Origin of the sequence: Nocardiopsis halotolerans DSM 44410, from assembly GCF_000341065.1 — a bacterium.
Lineage (GTDB): Bacteria > Actinomycetota > Actinomycetes > Streptosporangiales > Streptosporangiaceae > Nocardiopsis > Nocardiopsis halotolerans.
Genome location: NZ_ANAX01000026.1, coordinates 1 through 18,381, shown reverse-complemented (window position 1 = coordinate 18,381; position 18,381 = coordinate 1). Strand labels below are relative to the sequence as shown.

Genomic DNA, 18,381 nt, shown 5'->3' with positions numbered 1-18,381 from the left:
GTTGTCTTCCTTCCTTGCCCCGGCGCCGCCGGGGGTGTTGTCCACAGGTCGGGGTTGGCTCTGGTGCCGCCTGGTGGCGCGGGTCTGGCGTGGATATCGGGGGGTCCCCAGGGGCTCTCGGTCGTGTGCTGCCCGCCGTTCGGGGCCGCCCCTTACGCCCCGGGCCCCGCCGGTGTGCGTTCCGGCACCGTTGTTCGGCTCCGCCCCTCGGCCGCGCCGGCCGGGTCACCCGTGTGTCTTCGGCCTTCGGCGCGGCTTCGCGCGTTCCACGGGCCGCGTCACGGCCCGTCTCAGGGCAGTGCGCGCACGGATGCGGCCAGGGCCTCCAGTTCCTCGGTGCCGCCGGGGTGTCCGTCGCGCACCGCCACGCGCAGCCGCCGTTCCAGGCGCGCCCCCTCGGGCAGGGGCAGGCGTGTGTCCCAGGCCAGGGCGGGTCCCACGCCGGGGTACTCCCGCGCCCGCAGGAACCACGGGTCGGTGTGGTCTCCGGGTTGGAGGAGGACCAGGGTCCACGCGGCGCCGCCCTCGCCAGTCCCGGCTCCGGTCTCGGGTCCCGTCCCGGCCATGGCCAGCCAGGGCGCGCGCGATCCGTGCAGGGCCTGCTCGCCCTCCAGGCCCTGGGCGCCGGTGATCGTGGGCGGGGTGGCGGCGATGGGTGCGCGCCAGAACAGGCCCCCGTACCCGGCNCGGCCGTTGGTGGCGGGGCTGCCGATGCTCAGGTCGCGCCCGCAGGTGTTGTGCAGCTCGGTGCGCACGTCCAGCACCCAGGTGCGCTCGTCCAGGCCCGTGGCCCGCACGGTGCGCCGCTCGCTGAGCATCTCGGCCCCGTCCGGGCCGGTCCACGACAGCAGTTCGACGCGGCGGTCCTCGGCCAGTTCCAGCCAGGACACGTGCCGCTGGCGGCCGTGGTTGTCCAGCAGTACCGATCCGCGGTCGGGGGTGAAGGTGCGTCCGCCCCAGAAGCTGGTCCCCGACACGTCCGGCACGGCCACGCTCACCCCGAAGTGGTGCGGGTGGTCGGCGGGGCGGTGTTCGGTGACCGGTGTGCCCGCGCGGGTGTGTACCGGGTGCAGGTAGGGGCGCGGGGACAGGGTCGGTTCGATGTCGGTGCCGTCGCGCATCACGGCCAGCACGGAACCGTCCAGGGTCAGGGTGTTCACGGGTGGACCTTCGTGTCGGTCGGCCCCGTCCGGGAGGTGGGAGACCAGGCGGGGTCGAGTTCGGAGAACAGCGCCAGGTGTTCGGCGCTGCGGTGGATGAGGTCGTCGACGCCGGGGATGATCCGGCGTACGCCCTCGCTGGTGCGGTACACCCGCTGCATGTGGCTTGGAAGCTCCACGGGGTCGGGTGCGGTGCGTACCCGTTCCAGCACGTGCATGAANGCAGCCGCTCGCCCTGGCGCACGTGGGCGAGGAGGTTGGACAGCAGGTGGGTGCGCGGGTGCGTGGTGGTGGCCGGGGCCTGGCCGGGTCGGTGCAGGGTGACGCGGTCCAGGGTGTACTCGAACTCGATGCGTCCGGCGTCGCCGTGCACCACCAGGCGCGGCGGCAGGTGCTCGGGGGCGCACAGGGTCACCGCCAACGTGATGGGCAGGCCCTGGGCGGTGCGCACGCGCACGCACGAGGTGTCGTCGGCCTCGATGGGGTGGGCGTGGAACATCTCCAGTTCCACCCCGGCCGGTGCCTGGGACTGGGTTCCGGCCACGGCCAGGGCGGTGGCCAGGGCGTGCGCGAAGGGGTTGGTCAGCGCCCCGTCCACCACGTCGCGTCCCTGGAGGCGGCGGCGTCCGGCCCAGGGGGCGCGGTCGTAGTAGGCGGAGGTGCGCACCCAGGTGCCCGCGCCGCCGATGCCGCGCAGGCGTCCCACCGCGCCGTCGCGGACGAGCGCGCGCACGGCCTCCACGGCGGATGAGCCCAGGCTCTGAAAGCCCACCTGGCAGGCCAGGCCGGAGGCGTCCACGGCCGCGGTGAGCTGCTCGAACTCGGCCAGGGTCGCGGTGGTGGGTTTTTCCAGCAGCAGGTGGGAGCCGTGTTCGAGCGCGGTGCGGGCCAGGGGCAGGTGGGTGTGGATGGGGGTGGCCAGGATGGTCACGCGCGCGCCGGTGCGCTCGATGGCCTCGCCCAGGTCGGCGTGGCAGGGCAGCGCGCCGTGTCCCTCCAGGTCGTCGTCGCCGTCGACGGGGCGTTGGTCGCACACGCCCACGAGCCGGACCAGGCCGCGGTCGGCCAACTCGCGCAGGGAGCGCAGGTGGGTGCGGCCGTGGCCGTGGACTCCGGCCAGTAGTACGGGTACGGGTGTGCTCATCAGCCGTTCCCCAGCAGGTCGGCGACGCGGACCGGGGCGCCGGAGGCGATGGAGGCGTTGGCGGCCAGTCCGGTGAGCAGGGCGTTGCCGCCGTCGGAGTGGTCGGGGCGGATGCCGTCGTCGATGTCGCCGAAGAGCGAGTCGAGCATGACCTGGTCGCCGCCGCCGTGGGTGCCCTCGCCGACCGCGACGGGGATNNGGCCCAGCCACAGCCGTGCGCTGGTGTGCTCCTTGGGGGCGGGCATGCCGCGCACGGGTGTGTTCTCGTCCTGGTGGGGCGAGGTGTACTCGAACTCGGTCATGTCCAGTTCCAGACGTCCCTTGCTGCCGGTGATGGAGATCCGGTAGCCCTCCCAGGGGGCGTAGGCGACCAGGTGGTAGGTCAGGCGGGCGCCGGTGTCGTAGCCGACCAGCACGGACATGTCGTCCTCGATGGTGATGCCGGGGCCGAAGACGTTGAGGTCGCGGCGGTAGCCGTCCTCGTGTTCGGCCTCCAGGTACAGGGCCGTGAGGTCGGCGCTGTCGTCCATGTGCAGGGCGAAGGGGTCGTGTTCGGCGGCGTCCTCGCCGTGGCCGCGTTCGTAGTCGGCGGCCAGGCCGTGGCGGCGTCCGTTGTCGTCGCCGTAGAAGAACAGCCTGCCCGAGGCGAAGACGTCGGTGGGGCGGGCGCCGATCCACCAGTTGACCAGGTCGAAGTGGTGGCTGGCCTTGTGGACGAGCAGGCCGCCGGACTGGGTCTTGTCGCGGTGCCAGCGGCGGAAGTAGTCGGCGCCGTGGCGCAGGTCCAGCAGCCACTCGAAGTGCACCGAGCCGACCTCGCCGATGGTTCCGGAGGCGATGAGGTCGCGCAGCTGGCGGTGGACGGGGTTGTAGCGGTAGTTGAAGCCGACGGTCACCCGCCCGCCGGTGCGGGCCTGGGCCTGGTTGATGCGCCGCAGCCCGTCCAGGTCGGCGGTCATGGGCTTTTCGGTGATGGCGTCGAGTCCGGCGTCCAGGGCGGCGACGACGTAGTCGGCGTGGGTGCGGTCGACGGTGCACACGATGACCTCGTCGACCCTCTCCTCCTTGAGCATGCGGGTGAAGTCGTCGGGGGAGTAGGTCGGTACGGCGTCGAGCCCGGCGTCGGTGACGATCCGGTTGTGCACGGCCATGCGGGTGGTGTTGGTGTCGCACAGGGCGACCAGTCGTCCCCGGTCCCGGTGGGAGCCGACCAGGGCCCGGGTGTACATCCGGGCGCGGGAGCCGGTGCCGACGATCGCGTACCTGCGTGGGGTGGTGTGGTTCACACAGGGCATGGTAAACGCTTTCCTATGGAGGCGACAAGGGCGTCCGCCAAGAAGTGTCCAGACTTCATCCGCCTCGCGACTGGACACACCCCGCGCATGGTTGCCTACCAAAGGTGAGAATTCGCGGAAGCCGGAGCGCGGAAAGGGCGCGAGCGGGGCGTCCGCGGCGAACTCCGATGTGTCCGAAGAGTAACGATCTGGGGTGTGGATCACACTTTTCGGGAAACATAGCGTTGACACCCATGTGGCCCGGTGCTAGAAACTGAACATCTTAGTACGTGGATAGCGCTTACCAGAACGAGTTTCACCAGCTCACCACGTGTTCTCACACACAGTGGTTCGCGCCCTCCGAACGAGATTGGCAGTTTCCATGAATCCAGGACCGCACGCGTCCGCCAGCGCCCCGGCGGTGGCCCCACAGGAGGGTGGATCCCCGTGAGTGCCCTCCTGCAACGGCGGCCCGCCAAGACCTCGGAATCCCCAGCCGCCACAGGGCCGCGCCGACGCGTCGGCAAGGCTCCGACCCCGGGCAAGCAGAGGCGTGAGAACCTCGCCGCCTACGGCTTCCTGACCCCGTGGTTCATCGGTCTGGTGTGCATCACCGCGGGCCCCCTCCTGGCCTCCCTGTACTTCTCCTTCACCGACTACAACCTCATCGGTGACTACGGATGGGTCGGCCTGGACAACTACGAGCGGATGTTCACCGACGAGCGGCTGCACACATCGCTCAAGGTCACGTTCATCTACGTGTTCGTGTCGGTGCCCCTGCAACTGGCCATGGCCCTGGCCCTGGCGATGATCCTGGACCGGGGGGTGCGGGGACTGCCCCTGTACCGGTCGGTGTACTACCTGCCCTCCCTGCTGGGCGGCAGCGTGGCCATCGCCATCCTGTGGCGCCAGGTCTTCGGCGCCGAGGGCCTGATCAACCAGGTCCTGGCCTTCTTCGGCATCCAGGGCGAGGGGTGGGTCTCCCACCCCGACTACGCCCTGGGCACCCTGATCGTGCTCAACGTGTGGACGTTCGGCGCGCCCATGGTGATCTTCCTGGCGGGCCTGCGGCAGATCCCCGCCATGTACTACGAGGCCGCCGAGGTGGACGGGGCGGGGCCGGTGCGTCGGTTCTGGCACATCACCGTGCCGATGCTCACCCCGATCATCTTCTTCAACATGGTGTTGCAGTTCATCAACGCCTTCCAGACCTTCACCCAGGCGTTCATCGTCAGCAGCGGCACCGGCGGCCCCTCCGACTCCACGCTCTTCTACACGCTCTACCTCTACCAACGCGGCTTCGGCGACTTCGAGATGGGATACGCCTCGGCGATGGCGTGGCTGCTGCTGATGATCATCGGCGGGTTCACAGCGGTGAACTTCCTCGCCTCCAAGTACTGGGTCTTCTATGGCGACTAAGACGAAGGCTCCCGTGGCCTCCTACCAGGACAGGTACACGCGGGCCGAACGCGTACGACGGTTGGTCACCCACATCGGGCTGATCGGGTTCGGGCTGGCCATGCTCTACCCGCTGCTGTGGATGCTCTCCAGCTCCTTCAAGCCCACCGCGGACATCTTCAGCTCCCCCGGTCTGATCCCCGAGAACCTCACCCCCGGCAACTACTCCGAGGGGTGGACGGCGCTCCAGTTCCCCTTCCACCACTACATGCTCAACTCGGCGATCGTGGTGGGCGGTGCGATCGTCGGCAACCTCGTGGGCTGCTCGATGGCGGCCTACGCCTTCGCCCGGCTGGAGTTTCGCGGCAAGCGGCTGTTCTTCGCCATCATGCTCGCCACGATCATGCTGCCGATCCACGTCGTGATCGTGCCGCAGTACATCCTCTTCTCCGAGCTGGGCTGGATCAACACCTTCCTGCCGCTGATCGTGCCCAAGCTCCTGGCCACCGACGGGTTCTTCATCTTCCTGATGGTGCAGTTCATCCGCGGCCTGCCCAGGGACCTGGACGAGGCGGCGCGTATCGACGGGTGCGGTCACGTGCGCATCTTCTGCCAGATCATTCTGCCCCTGTCGATGCCGGCCCTGGCCACCAGCGCGATCTTCACCTTCATCTGGACGTGGAACGACTTCTTCAGCCAGCTGATCTTCCTCATCGACCCGGAGATGTACACCGTTCCCGTCGCTTTGCGCACCTTCGTCGACTCGACCTCGCAGACCTCCTGGGGTCCGCTGTTCGCCATGTCGATCGTCGCGCTCGGGCCGGTCTTCGGGTTCTTCCTCGCGGGACAGCGGTACCTGGTCAAGGGCATCGCCACCACCGGAATCAAGTAGTCGAAGGGAACCGAACACATGCGTGCACACCCTGGCAACGGGCGCCCCCAGGCCCGTCGCCCCCACCGTCTGTTGTCCGTGGCCGCGGGAGTGGGTGCCGTCGTCATGGCGGCCACCGCCTGTGGCGGCTCCGGGGAGGACGGCGTCGTCGAACTGCGTTTCTCCTGGTGGGGCGCGGACGACCGGCACGAGACCACCCAGCAGGTCATCGAGATGTTCGAGGCCGAGAACCCCGACATCCAGATCACCGCGGAGTACACCGACTGGTCGGGTTACTGGGACCGTCTGGCCACCAGCACCGCCGCCGGTGACGCGCCCGACATCATGACGCAGGAGGAGCGCTACCTGCGCGAGTACGGCGACCGCGGCGCCCTGCTCAACCTCGACGAGTACGGCGAGCAGCTCGACCTGTCCAACATCGACCCCCTGGTGGCCGAGAGCGGCGACCTGGACGGGCAGACCTACGGCGTGGCCACCGGCGTGAACGCCTACGCGATCCTGGCCGACACCCAGGCCTTCGAGGAGGCGGGTGTGGAGATGCCCGACGACGACTCCTGGACCTGGGACGACTACGTCGAGATCGCCACCCAGATCAGCGAGGCCACCGACGGTGAGATTGTCGGCACCCAGAGCATGGCCTACAACGAGTCGGGTTTCCAGATCTTCGCCCGCCAGCGCGGGGAGAACCTGTACAACGAGGACGGCTCCCTGGGCTTCTCCCAGGAGACGATGGAGGAGTGGTACTCCATCACCGAGGAGCTGCTGGAGAACGGCGCCCAGCCCAGCGCCGCCGAGAGCGTGGAGATCGAGGCGGGCGGCCCCGACCAGTCGGTGCTGTCCACCAACCAGGGCGCGATGGCCCACTTCTGGACCAACCAGCTGGGTGGTATCTCCGCCTCCTCCGGAGGGGACATCGAGCTGCTGCGCTACCCCGGTGAGACCACCAACGAGCGGACCGGGATGTACTTCAAGCCCGCGATGTTCTACTCCGTCTCGGCGGACACCGAGCACCCGGAGGAGGCGGCCCGTTTCGTGGACTTCCTGCTCAACAGTGAGGAGGCCGCGGAGCTGATCCTGGCCGACCGCGGTCTGCCCGCCAACGTCGAGGTGCGCGAGCAGATCCTGGGTTCTTTGCCCGACGCCGACGCCCGCAGCGCGGAGTTCCTGGCCGAAATCGAGGACACGATCGTGGACGGCAACCCGCCGCCGCCGATCGGCGCCGGTCAGGTCGTGGACATCATCGCGCGTGTCACCGACGACATGGCCTTCGGTGAGATCGGCCCGGACCAGGCCGCCGAGCGGTTCATGTCGGAGGTCGAGGAGGCCACCGGCGGCGCCTGATCCCCGGCGCCCCGCGTGAGGAACGTGTGGGCCCGGCGGGAGTCCCCCCTCCCGTCGGGCCCACACGTGTTCAGGGGGTGATGGCGGCCCGGGGATGTTCGGGTTCGGCGCGCGGGGGTGCGGGTGCGGAGGGCACGGCGGTCTGGGCGATGAGGGCGCCCGTGACGATGACGGCGGCGCCGAGGATCTGCGCGGGGGTGAGCGCCTCGCCCAGCAGCGCCCAGGCCAGCACGATCGCGGTGACGACCTCCAGGTAGCCGACCGCTCCGGCGACGGGTGGGGACAGGCGTCGGATGGCCGAGATGCCCAGGAAGTAGGCCAGGGCGGTGCACACCAGGCCCAGCCACAGGGCCGTCGTCCAGCCGGGGAGGGCGAGTGGGCCCAGGTGGACCCGGTCGGCGAGCATGTGCCAGGGCAGTGTCCAGGGCCGGGCCAGCGCTCCCAGCAGGACGGTGGCGACCAGGGAGCCGAAGGCGACCACGGCCAGGGGGTGGGTGTCCTCGCCGAGGTTGTCGGAGAGCAGGAAGAAGGCGGCCTGGGCCGCGGCGGCGCCCAGTGCGAGCCCCACGCCGAGCGCGTCCAGGCGCATGCCCGCCCACACCTCCAGCAGCAGTCCGAGGCCCGCCACGGCCAGGACGACGCCGACCACGGCGGCGGGGGAGACGCGGGTGCGGCGCACCAGGCGCAGCCACGCGAGGACCAGGACGGGGCCGAGGAACTCGATGAGCAGGGCGATGCCCACGGGGACGCGGGCGATGGCGGCGAAGTACAGGGCCTGGACCCCGGCCATGGGGAAGACGCCGTAGGCCAGGATCAGTAGTGGGCGGCGCCGTGCGGTGCGCCAGTGGGCCAGGGCCACGGGCGACAGCAGCAGTGCCGATCCGGCCACACGCAGCCAGGTGACGTGGAGGGGGTCCATCCCCGCGTCGAGCAGGGGGCGGGCGAAGACGCCCGCGCCGCCGAAGGCGAGCGCCGCGGCGAGGGCGAAGGCCAGCCCCGTGGGGCGGTGGCGCGCGGAGGGCACGGACACGTCGGTACTCCCGGGGGTGGGTGGGGGTTTGGGATCGCTGCTGAGCATACGGGGCGGTGCCCCGGGGCCGTTTCCCGCACGGGTAGCGGCCCCGGGGATGCGCGGGTCAGCCGGTGAGCGCGAAGGGGCGCTGTGGCTTGGGGACCTCGGCGGGGTCCAGGGCGAAGGAGGCCCATACCAGCACGCCCAGGCACGACCAGGGTGGGAAGGCGTAGTGGTTCCAGGTGGCGGAGAGGCTGTCCACCAGGAGCAGGCCGCGCTGGCCCTCGGCCCAGTCCCATTCCGCGTCGGTGCGTTCGGTGGGGATGCGCGGGAGCGCGCCGGGGTCGGTGCCGTGGTCGTTGTGCACGGTCAGGGTGAGGACGTGGTCGGCGTTGAGGTCCAGCTGGCGGGTGACCTCGCCGCCCGGGCGGCCGTACTTGCAGGCGTTGGCCTGGAGTTCGTGCAGGCACAGTTGGGCGGTGGCGACCAGGTCCGGGGCGAAGCCGGTCATGTCGCGGGCCAGGTCCCGGCGGGCGGTGGACAGGTCGGCCAGGCCGTCCCGGTAGACGCGGGGTTCCCAGTACCGCAGGTGGTGGCTCATGCCAGCGCCCCCTGCCGGTGGTCGCGCTGCTGGGCCTGCTGGTCGGTCCAGGTGCGGGTCGCGGCGGTCAGTTCGTCCCGTTCGGCGTGCCGTGCGGGCCTGGCGCGCACGACCTCGAAACGAGGCGCGGGTTCGCCGGACCGTTGGCCGTCGGGGTCGTCCTTCCACTGCTGGTACATGATCCTGGCCCGGGCCTTGGCGCGGTCGAGCCCGCGCCGGACCTCTTCGGTGTCGGGTTCGGCACGTCGGGGCTCGGGGGCACGGGCTGCGGGTGTGAGAGCCGGGTTCGCGAAGGCGCGCTGGCGTTCGTGGGTGGCGAAGCAGGGCCGGACCGGGGCGATGTCGTCGGCGGGGAACGGCTCGCTCGGCGGGGCCATGCGGGGCGCGGGTGCGGACGCGGGCAGCTTCGGAATCTCGGAGTTCCGGTGGGTCCGCGCGGGAGGCGTGGCGGCCTCGACCGGAGCGGGAAGCGGGGCGTAGCGGCGAACCCGGGTGGAGCGACGGCGACGACCGGCCGCATTCGAGTGGCGTCCGCACGGGGAGGAGAAGAGCGCGATCAGCGGGCCGAAGGCACGGCTGAGAAGCGCAGCGCTAAACTGGGTCACGCTGGCAATCCTGTCTCTAAAGGTAAGTAGTTGCTGGCCACGGCCCCGGGCGGTGAGTAACCGTCGCGGGGTCATTGTGTTGGGTTCAGTTGTGTTCGCAGCCAGATTAGAGCAGGGGCGGCGCGGAGGCGAACCTTTCTGCGAGTTACTCTGAGGTAAGTTTATCGGGAAGGCATCACAGCAGGTCAGGGGGTTTCTGTTGGCCTCAACCAGGCCCCCTGGTTGCCTTCCGCGCGACTCCCAATGTCGGAATTAATGGCTTTTGCTAAGAATGCCTGGGGTCAGATAGCGGCATGAAAAAGGGCGGCATCCCTACGGGGTGCCGCCCTGTGATCTTGGTGGCTAGCCGTGGCTCTTGAGGGAGTCCACGAGTGCGGTCCACTCGGTGGCCGCGAAAGCCAGGTGCCCCAGATCGCGGTTCTGAGTGTCGCGCACGGCGGTGGTGGCACCCTCAGCGACCTCGACGCAGTTGGTCTCACCTCTGCTGTAGCTGCTCTTGTGCCATGAGGGGGCGGTCAGGCGGGCCTCCACGCAGTTGGTGTCGCCCCTGCTGTACGTGGACTTGTGCCACGTTCCTTCGGTGATCACTCGACTTCTCCTAGTGCTTTCTTGATCAGCGACCGTGACTGATCCGGAGGGAGCGCGAACCCCCGCAGGTCCCCCATAAGAGAGACATGCTCATCGACTGTGCTTGCGTCGACGATCACGCCTCCGGCTGCTCGCGCTTCCAGGTAGAGGAGCATCCCAGCGTCCGGAACCCTCAACAAGGTGAACCCGCTGTCCAACCCGGGATGGTCCCAGGTGTCAGCGGGGACGACCAGAATCTCCACCCTGCTCCACGCGGAGGCCTCCAGCAGGTACTCAAGTTGCTTCCTCATGATGTCAGGGCTGCCGAGGCGCCGGTACAGTGCGGTCTCGTCCAAGACGACGGAGAAGAAGGGTGGGTCGTCGCGGCGTAGGATCGCCTGACACTCGGTGCGTTCCGCCACTTTCGCTTCAACGGCGGCCTCTGAATCAGTGCGTGCGCTGGCCTTGATCGAGGACCGCATGTAGTCACGCGTTTGGAGAAGTCCGGGGACGAGAAGTGGTTGGTACTGCTGGATCTGGGTGGCCCGCTGCTCCACGATCGGCAACTTCCTGTACCAGTCCGGCGGCCTGTAGGCCTCGTGCTGTTCCTCCCACACGGCGACCAGCCGACCTCCGCTGTTAAGCACCTGGTCGATTCGTTGTGCCGTGTCCTTTTTAGCGGGCGTCTTTCCCAGCTCGATATCACTGACCGTCGCCTGCGACGCTGGTAGTAGGCCTGCCAGCCTGGTCTGTGAGATCCCGGCCTGCTCGCGGAACCGACGCACTTCGGCGCCGAACCTTCGAGCCTTCGGGTCGACCTCGTTCGCCATGTACAGCTTTCTATCAGCCTGTCATCAGTCGCCAACGGGGTTTACCGAATAATTTCGCACCTCTCAGCGATTGGTAGATCAGATCGTCCTTCTGGTGAGACGGTGATGGCGGCCGAAGAAAAAAGGCCCGGCGGTTGCGCTAACAACCCCGGGACCTGGTCCGGAACCCGTGCTTCTCACGACAACAGGTACGAACATGAACGAGGTTACCCCTGGTCGGCCCGCGCCGGTAGGCGTTCCCGACCGACGAACGTCAACGCTCCAACCGCCCTGGCGGATGCGGTCCGAGGGCCCCGACCGCTGCGGCATCATCCTGGGCTGCGACCCCAGCCACGTCGGGGTCGCCCGGAACTGGGCCTACCGCAACGCCCGCTCTCCGCGCCACGATGCCTTCCCGCTGGTGTTGGCCGTGAGCCTGCTGGTCACCAACGCGCAGCAGCATTCCCGTTCCGGCGACCCCGGCGGCACCGTCCGGGTCGGGCTGCACCGCAAGCCCCACACCTACACCCTGACGGTCACCGACAACGGGCCCCGGCCGGGGCAGCCGATCCTCTTCCCTCGCCCGCGAAAACCCGTGGAACCGCTGGCGACCACCGGCAACGGGCTGCTGATGCTGGAGGAGCTGTCGGTGTACTGGGACTGGACGGGGAACGCGGGAGAAGGCCTGACCGTGCGCGCCCTCATCGACCGCGCCGGGCACCAGCGCGGCCCCGTGTTCTCACTGCTTCCACCTGAGGGACGACGCCGCTTCACGTCGCACCCACCCGTGCGGTCGGGGCTCGACCGCACCACCGGCCGGTGACCGCCGTGGCGTGGAGCACCGAGCAGGACGATCCGTTCAGGGAGATCGCCAGCCGTCTCCAGCGAGCTGTGGGAACGGGATGGCTGGTGTTCTGGGGACCGACGTCCCACGCCTTCTGGGCCTTCCAGCGCGGCGGAACCACCCCGCTCATCCTCTCCCACCCCGATCCAAACCAGCTCTACGCCCTCACCCAGCAGCACACACCCATGGACCGGCGTGGCGGTGCGGTGGTTCCGGGACTCCGGCGACGACTACATGACCATCCGCACGGGCCGTTCCCTGGCTCTGGTCCTCCAGGCCCAAAGGCGCCACACCGCCGCCCGGGAGCTGCTGGAGGAGACCCGGGACCTGGCCACCAGCATCGGCGCCACGACTGACGCCGACGAACTGGTCCGGCTTCTGACCACCTGCCTCCAACAAGGTCCTGACGGGCGCTGAGACCGACGCGGAAGAACTCCGTGAGTTGGCCGAAGGAAACCCCAAGTGATGCACACGGTCGCTGTCAGGTAGACGAGACCACTTTCCTGAGTCACCCCATAAGCCCCCGGGGGGAAATCACCCTGCCCGGGCAGCCTGAAACACAACGATTCCGCAAGGAGGAACCGTGTCCGAGAACGACAACACCCCCCAGCCCGTGGCCTATGAGCCCCCGACCCTGACCGACCTCGGTGACGCCCGCGCGCTCACGCTCGGCTCCGCCCAGAACGACACCGCTGACCTGAACCAGGCCCGCTACAACTAACCCCTTCACCGGGCGCGGACCCGCGTGGGGTCCGCGCCCGGCCTTCTCGGGAAGGAGGGCCGGTGCCGGACGCACCCCCTCAGACCACGATCCGGGCCAGTCGATGGGACCCCCGCCCAGTCCGCCACATCAGTACACCGAGACTGTCGGTCACCCTGTTCGGTGACTGCCTGTCCGACGACCAAGCCGTGAATGACGCGATCGCCACCAGCGGCAACGCACGTCAGGCCGTCCGAGCCCTAGTGAACCTTCCCGGGCGCTTTGGCATCGCCGTGAGCGACGGTGACGTTCTCACCGTCGCCAGTGATCTTGTCGGCACAATCCGATGGTGGTGGACCCATCACAGGGGAGGGGTTCACCTGTCGTTGAGCCCGCTTCCGCTCGCGCGACTGACCGGTTCGTCGGTCAACCCCGTGGTGTTGGCCGCGACCCTGTTCCTTCCCGACGCCGCACCTGACCTGACCGACGAGTCGGTCTACCACGGAGTGCGGGAACTCTCGCCATCTCGTGTACTCGTGGTCTCCGGCGACATGGTCACCACCGAACAACGCCCCGAGCCGAGACACATCCCTCCTGCCGACGCTCCCGAGGCACTCGCCGTATCCCTGGAGACATCCGTCAGGGCCTGCACAGCGGATGCCGACTCCGTGTCGGCGGACCTGTCCGGCGGCTTGGATTCCTCAACGTTGGCCATCCTCGCCGCCCGGGGCGCAGACAAGCCGGTCACAGCGTTGACCTACATGGATTCCTACGCCGTAAACGACGACGACACCGGATATGCGCACGCGCTCGCCGCTGCTGAGCCCGGACTGAACCACCAGGTTCTCACCGGCGGTGTCGGCGAACTCCCGTTCACTGACCTTCACGGATCACCCTTCACCGACCTACCGAGCCTTGATGCGCTCCTGCACGCCCGTACCCGGTTCCGCCTGAACCCGGCAGTCGAGGCCGACGTCCATCTCGTCGGAGATGGCGGTGACGTCGTCCTCGGCGCGCCCATCACCTACCTTGCCGACCTGGCACGCCTTCCGACCGCGCGACGGTTCTTCTCCGAGTGCATCGGATGGGCGCGTCTACGGCACCGACCCGCACACCGACTTGTGCGCGCGGCGTTCGCCGCATCCCGAACGTCCTACACGTCGGCGCTGGAAGGCGTGGCGAACGAGCTGGACACGGCACCGGAGCCGCACCGTCCCGAGCACGTTCCCGCCTTCGAGTCATCCATCTCCTGGGTCCACCTGAGCAAGAGCGCCCGCTGGGCAACACCGGCGGCGCGCGCCCAGGTCGCCGAAGCGCTTCGGACCTACCGCACCAAGGACTCCCGCGATGGAGCCGATAACCACACGTTGCGGCTCATCCAGTGGCACGGCGCCGCGACCCGCTCGTTCCTCCACGTGGCCGACCACCTCAAGGTTCGGATCACCATTCCCTTCTTCGACTCCGACGTACTCGCCGCGTGCCTGGCCGTACCCGCTTCGCACCGGGCGTCGGCGCGACAGACGAAACCGATTCTCGGCCAAGCCTTCGCCGATCGACTCCCGCCTGGCCTGTTCGCCCGGCGCACCAAGGGCGACTACTCCGCGTGCGAGTACCACGGGCTCCGCGCCAACGCTGGCGAGGTGCGCGCGTTGCTGACGGATTCGCGCTTGGCCGACCTCGACGTCATCGACCCCACGGCCGTCCGCGCCGACCTCGACGCGGCGATCAGTGGCGCACGCGCACCGATGGGCGCACTCAGTCAGGTACTCGCCACCGAGGTATGGCTACGACGCCTGGAAACGTACACAGGAGACGCATGAACAGGACCACCTGTACCCCCTCCGAGTCCGTGAAGTTCGTCGTCGAAGAGAACGGCGGCATGCTCCTCGACATGGACAGCGGACACTTCTACGGGCTGAACCCCACGGCCGCGCGCATCTGGAAGGAACTCGCCGCTGGTGCCGATCCGAGCCAGGTCGCCGAAACGCTCGCAGCCGAGACGGGCGCCGACCTCGACACCGTCAGAGCCGACGTTGGCCGACTCGTGCGGGAACTGTCCGAGCGAGGGTTGCTTCGCGTGGAAGGGGACCACTCGTGACAACTCCTATGGCGCTTCCCCCCAGCCCTTCCCGACGCCCGCGACTGACACGTCGCGTCTTGGGCGTGGTCGGGTTCTGGTCGGCCGTCGTGTTGCTGCGTTTCCAACTCAAGCACAGCGTGGCGGTCCTCGCCGCGCTCAAGCGCATGACCCGCACCCCCGCCGTCGTCTCCGAGGCGGCTGACGCGGTCGCTGCGGCGACGGCGGCGGGGAACTGGTTCCCCGGGCGCGCCGCTTGCCTGGAAAACTCCCTGGCCTCTGCTCTGACCGCAATACTGATGCGAAGGTCGGTGGACTGGTGCATTGGCGTTCGTCTGATGCCCTACGCCGCTCATGCCTGGGTCGAGGCAGAGGGAACCCCCGTTGGGGAGCTGGACGATCCCGACCGACCGTTCATCGTGATCACTCGAACCTGAAAGGCGTCATGACCCAGTACAGCCCCCGCGTGACCGCTGCCCTGTCGGCGGTGGACGAAGACACCTACGTCCTCCATCCTGACGGATCGCTCCTCACGCAGACGACGGCGAGGCCGCTGATCGCGTCGACCCTCGATGGTCTCGACGTTCAGCACGGAGCGAAGGTGTTGGAGATCGGAACGGGGTCCGGGTACTCCAGTGCCCTGTTGAGTGAACTCGTTGGACCGTCCGGGACGGTGGTGACGGTGGACGTCGTCCCCGGGCTGATGGAGCGTGCGCGGGACCTACACGCCCGGTTCGGCCGCACGAACGTCACCCTGTTGGCAGGGGACGGACATGAGGGCGCTCCCGACCACGGCCCTTACGATCGCGTCGTTGCGTGGACAACCCCCGAGAGGATCCCGCACGCCTGGGTCGAGCAGAGCCGTCCCGGGGGGTTGGTGGTTGCACCGGTCGAACTCGCGGGACTGGTCAAGACTCACGCCGTGGTGACGGCCGAGGTCACCGAGGACCACGGTGTGACGGGACGCGCGTTGGCTCCGGGCGGGTATGTCGAGATGCACGGGGCCGACCTCGACCAGTGGACGGTTCCCCCACGGGGTGTTGACGCTCTCGTGCATGACGGTCAGGGCGCCGCGTGGTGGGTCGCGGGGGCGTGGGCGAAGAAGCACCCGGCCGAAGCCGGGAAGCTGTTGACCGGGCTCGTTGACGAGCAGCCGCAGAAGGTCCGTGTGTTCGAGGACAGTGAGGACCCGGCGGCGTTTCGAGCCTGGATGTACGCCACACACCCGGATGAGCTGGCCACGCTCGGCGGACCGATGGGGTTCGGCGTCGGGGCCGTCGACTCCGTTGGAGTGTTCGTGTTCCGCCCGTTCGGGCCGGACGCGCTCAGCAGCGGAGCCACGACTGCCCAGACCATGGCGCGGGGATGGGTGGAAGTATGGCGGCGCGCAGGCCGCCCCGGATGGGCGCGTGTCCGTCCGGTCCTGCTTCGGGAGAGTAGCGGGTGGCGGGTCCGCGCGGAGGAAAGCGAGCCCGCCCGGTCCTGAACGTCCGGGACACGGAGCCCGGGTAACGTGCCAGCCGCCGGAACTCTGTCGGGGAAGGTGCTCTCAGGCCTGCCCCGTGAAGGGGGTGAGGTCGCGCTGGGCCCAGGCGACGTCGTGCCAGGCTCCGTGTTTGTGGCCCACGCGGTGCATCACGCCGACGTCCTCGAAGCCCAGGGAGCGGTGCAGGCCCAGGCTGGCGTCGTTGGGCAGGGTCATGCACGCGACGGCGGTGCGCATGCCGCGTTGGGCCAGGCGGGGCAGCAGCGCCTGGTACAGGGCGCGGCCCGCGCCGGTGCGCCGCCGCTCCGACCGCAGGTAGACGCTGACCTCGCAGGTCCACTGGTAGGCGGTGCGGGAGCGGAAGGGGCCGCCGTAGGCGTAGCCGACGACGGTGTCGGCGTCCTCCAGGACGAGCCAGGCGTGGTGCCGCTGGGCGGCGGTGATGCGCTGGGCCATCTGCTCGTCGGTGGGCGGTTCGTACTCGAAGGTGATTGCGGTGTCGGTGACGTAGGGGGCGTAGATCCGCGCGCACGCGGGGGCGTCGGTGGGGGTCGCGTCGCGGACGGTGAGGGTCGGCGTTCCAGTCATGTTCACCATAATATGCAGGCTGTCGCTTATAGTGAACGCATGAGTGACGCGCTGGGGCCCGCGCTGGCCCTGACCCTCCAGGAGTTGCGCCAGGCCCGTGGGATGAGCGGGGGCGTACTGGCCGAGCGCTCCGGCGTCTCCCGGACCATGATCAGCCGCATCGAGAACGGTGACGTCCAGCCCACCGCCGCGCTGCTGGGGCGGTTGTCCGCCGCGTTGGGCATCACCCTGTCGGAGCTGGTCACCCGCGCCGAGCGGGGGGAGCGGCGGCTGGTGCGCGCGCACGAGCAGCCGGTGTGGACCGACCCGGGGACGGAGTACCGCAGGCGCGCGGTCTCGCCCGCGGCCGGAGGGCCGATTGAGCTGGTGGAGGTAGAGCTGCCGCCGGGAGCGCGGGTGGGCTTTCCCGCGCAGGCCTACGCCTTCACCCACCACCAGATCTGGGTGCTGGAGGGCACGCTCGCCTTCCGAGAGGGCGAGGTGGAGCACGTGCTGGACCGGGGGGACTGCCTGCACCTGGGGCCGCCCGAGCCGTGCGAGTTCCACAATCCCACCGAGGAGTCCTGCCGGTACCTGGTGGTCATCTCCCGAAGGGGCGCCTGAACGCCGTAGCCGTCCCGCGTCCGGGACGCGCCACGGATAGGGTTTCGGGCATGGGGACGCCGAACGCAGAACACGACGGGATGATCCGCGTCGTGCTCGTCGACGACCAGGAACTGGTCCGGACGGGCTTTCGCATGGTCCTCGACGCGCAGCCCGACATGCGGGTCGTCGGCGAGGCCGGGGACGGCGACACCGCGCTGGAGGTGTTGGGGACCCTGGCGGCCGACGTCGTCCTCATGGACGTGCGGATGCCGCGCCTGGACGGTGTGCAGACCGCGCGCCGCGTCTGCGCCGCTGAGGGCGGCCCGCGCGTGCTGATCCTGACCACCTTCGACCTGGACGAGTACGCCTACGCGGCGCTGAAGGCCGGGGCGAGCGGGTTCGTACTCAAGGACACCCGCCCGCCGGACCTGCTCTCGGCGATCCGCTCCGTCCACTCCGGCGACGCGGTGGTCGCCCCCAGCACGACCCGGCGGTTGCTCGACCGCTTCTCCGGTCAGTTCCTGCCCGACGACGAGGCCCCACCGGTGTCCGCGGCCCTGGACGTGCTGACCCCTCGGGAGCGCGAGGTGCTCGTGCTGGTGGCGCGCGGGTTGTCGAACGCCGAGATCGCCGCCCGGCTCCACGTCTCCGAGGCCACGGTCAAGACCCACGTGGGGCGGATCCTGATGAAGCTCGACCTGCGCGATCGGGTGCAGGCGGTGGTGCTGGCCTACGAGAGTGGTCTGGTCGGCGTGCGCGGCGCCTGAGCCACCCGTGTGGTGGGCTCCACGCGGTGGAGCTGGTCGTGGGCGAAGGCGTTCCCGGATCTCCGTGTCCCATGGGGCACGGGGTCCCGGGCGTGTCCCGGCCTGCCCCTCCTACGCGTTTGGGGGCGGCGACCGCCGCACCGGATCGCCACCACGGTCTCCTTCCTACGCGCGTCTGGGGGCGGCGCAGTAGGCCGCCAGTACCGCCGCGCCCCACACCGCCTGCGCCGCGAGCAGCGGGCCGCTCACCCCGGTGGCGAACGCCAGGAGTGCGGGCAGGCAGCCGAGCACGGCGATGTCGGCTCCGGCCAGCGCCCACGTCACCGGGCCGAGCGGCACCGGTCCCAGGGGCGTGTCCATGACGGGCATGGTGTGCTCGATGGGGCGGCGCCGCGCCATCCGCAGCGCGCCCGCCGCCAGCGCGGGCGCGCACAGCAACCCCAGTGGCCAGAGCGGTCCCAGGGGCCCGAGGGACCCTGTGATGTCCAGCCCGGCCAGTGCCAGGGCCAGCCAGGCGCCGCCGAGCAGGGC

General features: G+C 69.5%; 21 protein-coding genes and 2 pseudogenes. 12 read left to right on the top strand and 11 right to left on the bottom strand.

Features of this window, described 5'->3' with window-relative positions:
• Positions 1–290: 290 nt before the first annotated feature.
• The 4 genes and pseudogenes from D455_RS0101680 to D455_RS0101660 all read right to left on the bottom strand — a co-directional run bounded on the left by D455_RS0101680 (position 291) and on the right by D455_RS0101660 (position 3,599).
• Positions 291–1,160 carry a DUF6807 domain-containing protein gene (locus D455_RS0101680; protein ID WP_017569027.1) on the bottom strand — a complete coding sequence of 290 codons (870 nt, stop codon included), beginning with the start codon at positions 1,158–1,160 and terminating at the stop codon, positions 291–293.
• The gene (locus tag D455_RS36080; RefSeq protein ID WP_017569026.1) at positions 1,157–1,378 is read right to left on the bottom strand and encodes a hypothetical protein; all 222 of its coding nucleotides are present in this window, start codon (positions 1,376–1,378) and stop codon (positions 1,157–1,159) included. Before D455_RS36080 ends, D455_RS0101680 begins: the two co-directional genes overlap by 4 nt.
• 188 nt (positions 1,379–1,566) lie before the next feature.
• Positions 1,567–2,304 (bottom strand): annotated as a pseudogene (locus D455_RS36075) (Gfo/Idh/MocA family protein); the annotation flags it as partial.
• Complete coding sequence (locus D455_RS0101660) at positions 2,304–3,599, bottom strand: Gfo/Idh/MocA family oxidoreductase (RefSeq protein ID WP_017569023.1); 1,296 nt, start codon at positions 3,597–3,599, stop codon at positions 2,304–2,306. The pseudogene D455_RS36075 and the gene D455_RS0101660, both read right to left, overlap by 1 nt.
• Positions 3,600–4,025: 426 nt before the next feature.
• Here D455_RS0101660 and D455_RS0101655 point away from each other — a divergent pair, with 426 nt between their 5' ends.
• The 3 genes from D455_RS0101655 to D455_RS0101645 are packed head-to-tail and all read left to right on the top strand — an operon-like array spanning position 4,026 to position 7,209.
• Positions 4,026–4,997: a carbohydrate ABC transporter permease gene (locus tag D455_RS0101655; protein WP_017569022.1), complete on the top strand. Its 972-nt coding sequence runs from the start codon at positions 4,026–4,028 to the stop codon at positions 4,995–4,997.
• Positions 4,987–5,868, top strand: coding sequence for a carbohydrate ABC transporter permease (locus D455_RS0101650; RefSeq protein WP_026122215.1), 882 nt, complete (start codon positions 4,987–4,989; stop codon positions 5,866–5,868). Before D455_RS0101655 ends, D455_RS0101650 begins: the two co-directional genes overlap by 11 nt.
• 18 nt (positions 5,869–5,886) lie before the next feature.
• Positions 5,887–7,209: an ABC transporter substrate-binding protein gene (locus D455_RS0101645; RefSeq protein ID WP_026122214.1), complete on the top strand. Its 1,323-nt coding sequence runs from the start codon at positions 5,887–5,889 to the stop codon at positions 7,207–7,209.
• Between the two features lie 70 nt (positions 7,210–7,279).
• Here D455_RS0101645 and D455_RS0101640 read toward each other — a convergent pair whose 3' ends face one another.
• The 5 genes from D455_RS0101640 to D455_RS0101620 all read right to left on the bottom strand — a co-directional run bounded on the left by D455_RS0101640 (position 7,280) and on the right by D455_RS0101620 (position 10,824).
• Positions 7,280–8,239, bottom strand: a complete 960-nt coding sequence (locus D455_RS0101640) for an EamA family transporter (protein ID WP_017569019.1) — start codon at positions 8,237–8,239, stop codon at positions 7,280–7,282.
• Positions 8,240–8,345: 106 nt separating this feature from the next.
• Positions 8,346–8,822, bottom strand: coding sequence for an ATP-binding protein (locus tag D455_RS0101635; protein WP_017569018.1), 477 nt, complete (start codon positions 8,820–8,822; stop codon positions 8,346–8,348).
• A complete protein-coding gene (locus D455_RS0101630; RefSeq protein WP_026122212.1) occupies positions 8,819–9,427 on the bottom strand; it encodes a hypothetical protein in 609 nt (202 codons plus the stop codon). Before D455_RS0101630 ends, D455_RS0101635 begins: the two co-directional genes overlap by 4 nt.
• Before the next feature lie 342 nt (positions 9,428–9,769).
• Positions 9,770–10,015, bottom strand: a complete 246-nt coding sequence (locus tag D455_RS0101625; RefSeq protein ID WP_017569016.1) for a DUF397 domain-containing protein — start codon at positions 10,013–10,015, stop codon at positions 9,770–9,772.
• The gene (locus D455_RS0101620) at positions 10,012–10,824 is read right to left on the bottom strand and encodes a helix-turn-helix domain-containing protein (RefSeq protein ID WP_017569015.1); all 813 of its coding nucleotides are present in this window, start codon (positions 10,822–10,824) and stop codon (positions 10,012–10,014) included. Before D455_RS0101620 ends, D455_RS0101625 begins: the two co-directional genes overlap by 4 nt.
• A 277-nt stretch (positions 10,825–11,101) precedes the next feature.
• On the opposite strand from D455_RS0101620, the gene D455_RS28890 reads away from it, so the two are divergent.
• The 7 genes from D455_RS28890 to D455_RS0101585 all read left to right on the top strand — a co-directional run bounded on the left by D455_RS28890 (position 11,102) and on the right by D455_RS0101585 (position 15,910).
• Positions 11,102–11,626 carry an ATP-binding protein gene (locus D455_RS28890; protein ID WP_017569014.1) on the top strand — a complete coding sequence of 175 codons (525 nt, stop codon included), beginning with the start codon at positions 11,102–11,104 and terminating at the stop codon, positions 11,624–11,626.
• 216 nt (positions 11,627–11,842) lie between these two features.
• Positions 11,843–12,064: a hypothetical protein gene (locus D455_RS0101610; protein WP_017569013.1), complete on the top strand. Its 222-nt coding sequence runs from the start codon at positions 11,843–11,845 to the stop codon at positions 12,062–12,064.
• A gap of 166 nt (positions 12,065–12,230) precedes the next feature.
• On the top strand, positions 12,231–12,368 hold the full coding sequence (locus D455_RS33590) for a lasso RiPP family leader peptide-containing protein (protein WP_017569012.1): 138 nt from the start codon (positions 12,231–12,233) through the stop codon (positions 12,366–12,368).
• Between the two features lie 62 nt (positions 12,369–12,430).
• Entirely contained in the window at positions 12,431–14,167 is a 1,737-nt protein-coding gene (locus D455_RS0101600; RefSeq protein ID WP_083922097.1) for an albusnodin/ikarugamycin family macrolactam cyclase, read from the top strand.
• On the top strand, positions 14,164–14,445 hold the full coding sequence (locus D455_RS0101595) for a PqqD family protein (RefSeq protein ID WP_017569010.1): 282 nt from the start codon (positions 14,164–14,166) through the stop codon (positions 14,443–14,445). Before D455_RS0101600 ends, D455_RS0101595 begins: the two co-directional genes overlap by 4 nt.
• Positions 14,446–14,510: 65 nt before the next feature.
• A complete protein-coding gene (locus D455_RS0101590; RefSeq protein ID WP_040684282.1) occupies positions 14,511–14,861 on the top strand; it encodes a lasso peptide biosynthesis B2 protein in 351 nt (116 codons plus the stop codon).
• 8 nt (positions 14,862–14,869) lie between these two features.
• Positions 14,870–15,910, top strand: coding sequence for a protein-L-isoaspartate O-methyltransferase family protein (locus tag D455_RS0101585; protein ID WP_017569008.1), 1,041 nt, complete (start codon positions 14,870–14,872; stop codon positions 15,908–15,910).
• A 63-nt stretch (positions 15,911–15,973) separates the two neighbouring features.
• Here the strand turns inward: D455_RS0101585 and D455_RS0101580 are convergent, their stop codons facing one another.
• On the bottom strand, positions 15,974–16,507 hold the full coding sequence (locus D455_RS0101580; protein ID WP_017569007.1) for a GNAT family N-acetyltransferase: 534 nt from the start codon (positions 16,505–16,507) through the stop codon (positions 15,974–15,976).
• 30 nt (positions 16,508–16,537) lie between these two features.
• On the opposite strand from D455_RS0101580, the gene D455_RS0101575 reads away from it, so the two are divergent.
• On the top strand, positions 16,538–17,101 hold the full coding sequence (locus D455_RS0101575; protein WP_017569006.1) for a helix-turn-helix domain-containing protein: 564 nt from the start codon (positions 16,538–16,540) through the stop codon (positions 17,099–17,101).
• Between the two features lie 80 nt (positions 17,102–17,181).
• Entirely contained in the window at positions 17,182–17,850 is a 669-nt protein-coding gene (locus D455_RS0101570) for a response regulator (protein WP_017569005.1), read from the top strand.
• A gap of 165 nt (positions 17,851–18,015) precedes the next feature.
• Here D455_RS0101570 and D455_RS28885 read toward each other — a convergent pair.
• Positions 18,016–18,381 (bottom strand): annotated as a pseudogene (locus tag D455_RS28885) (DUF6297 family protein); the annotation flags it as partial.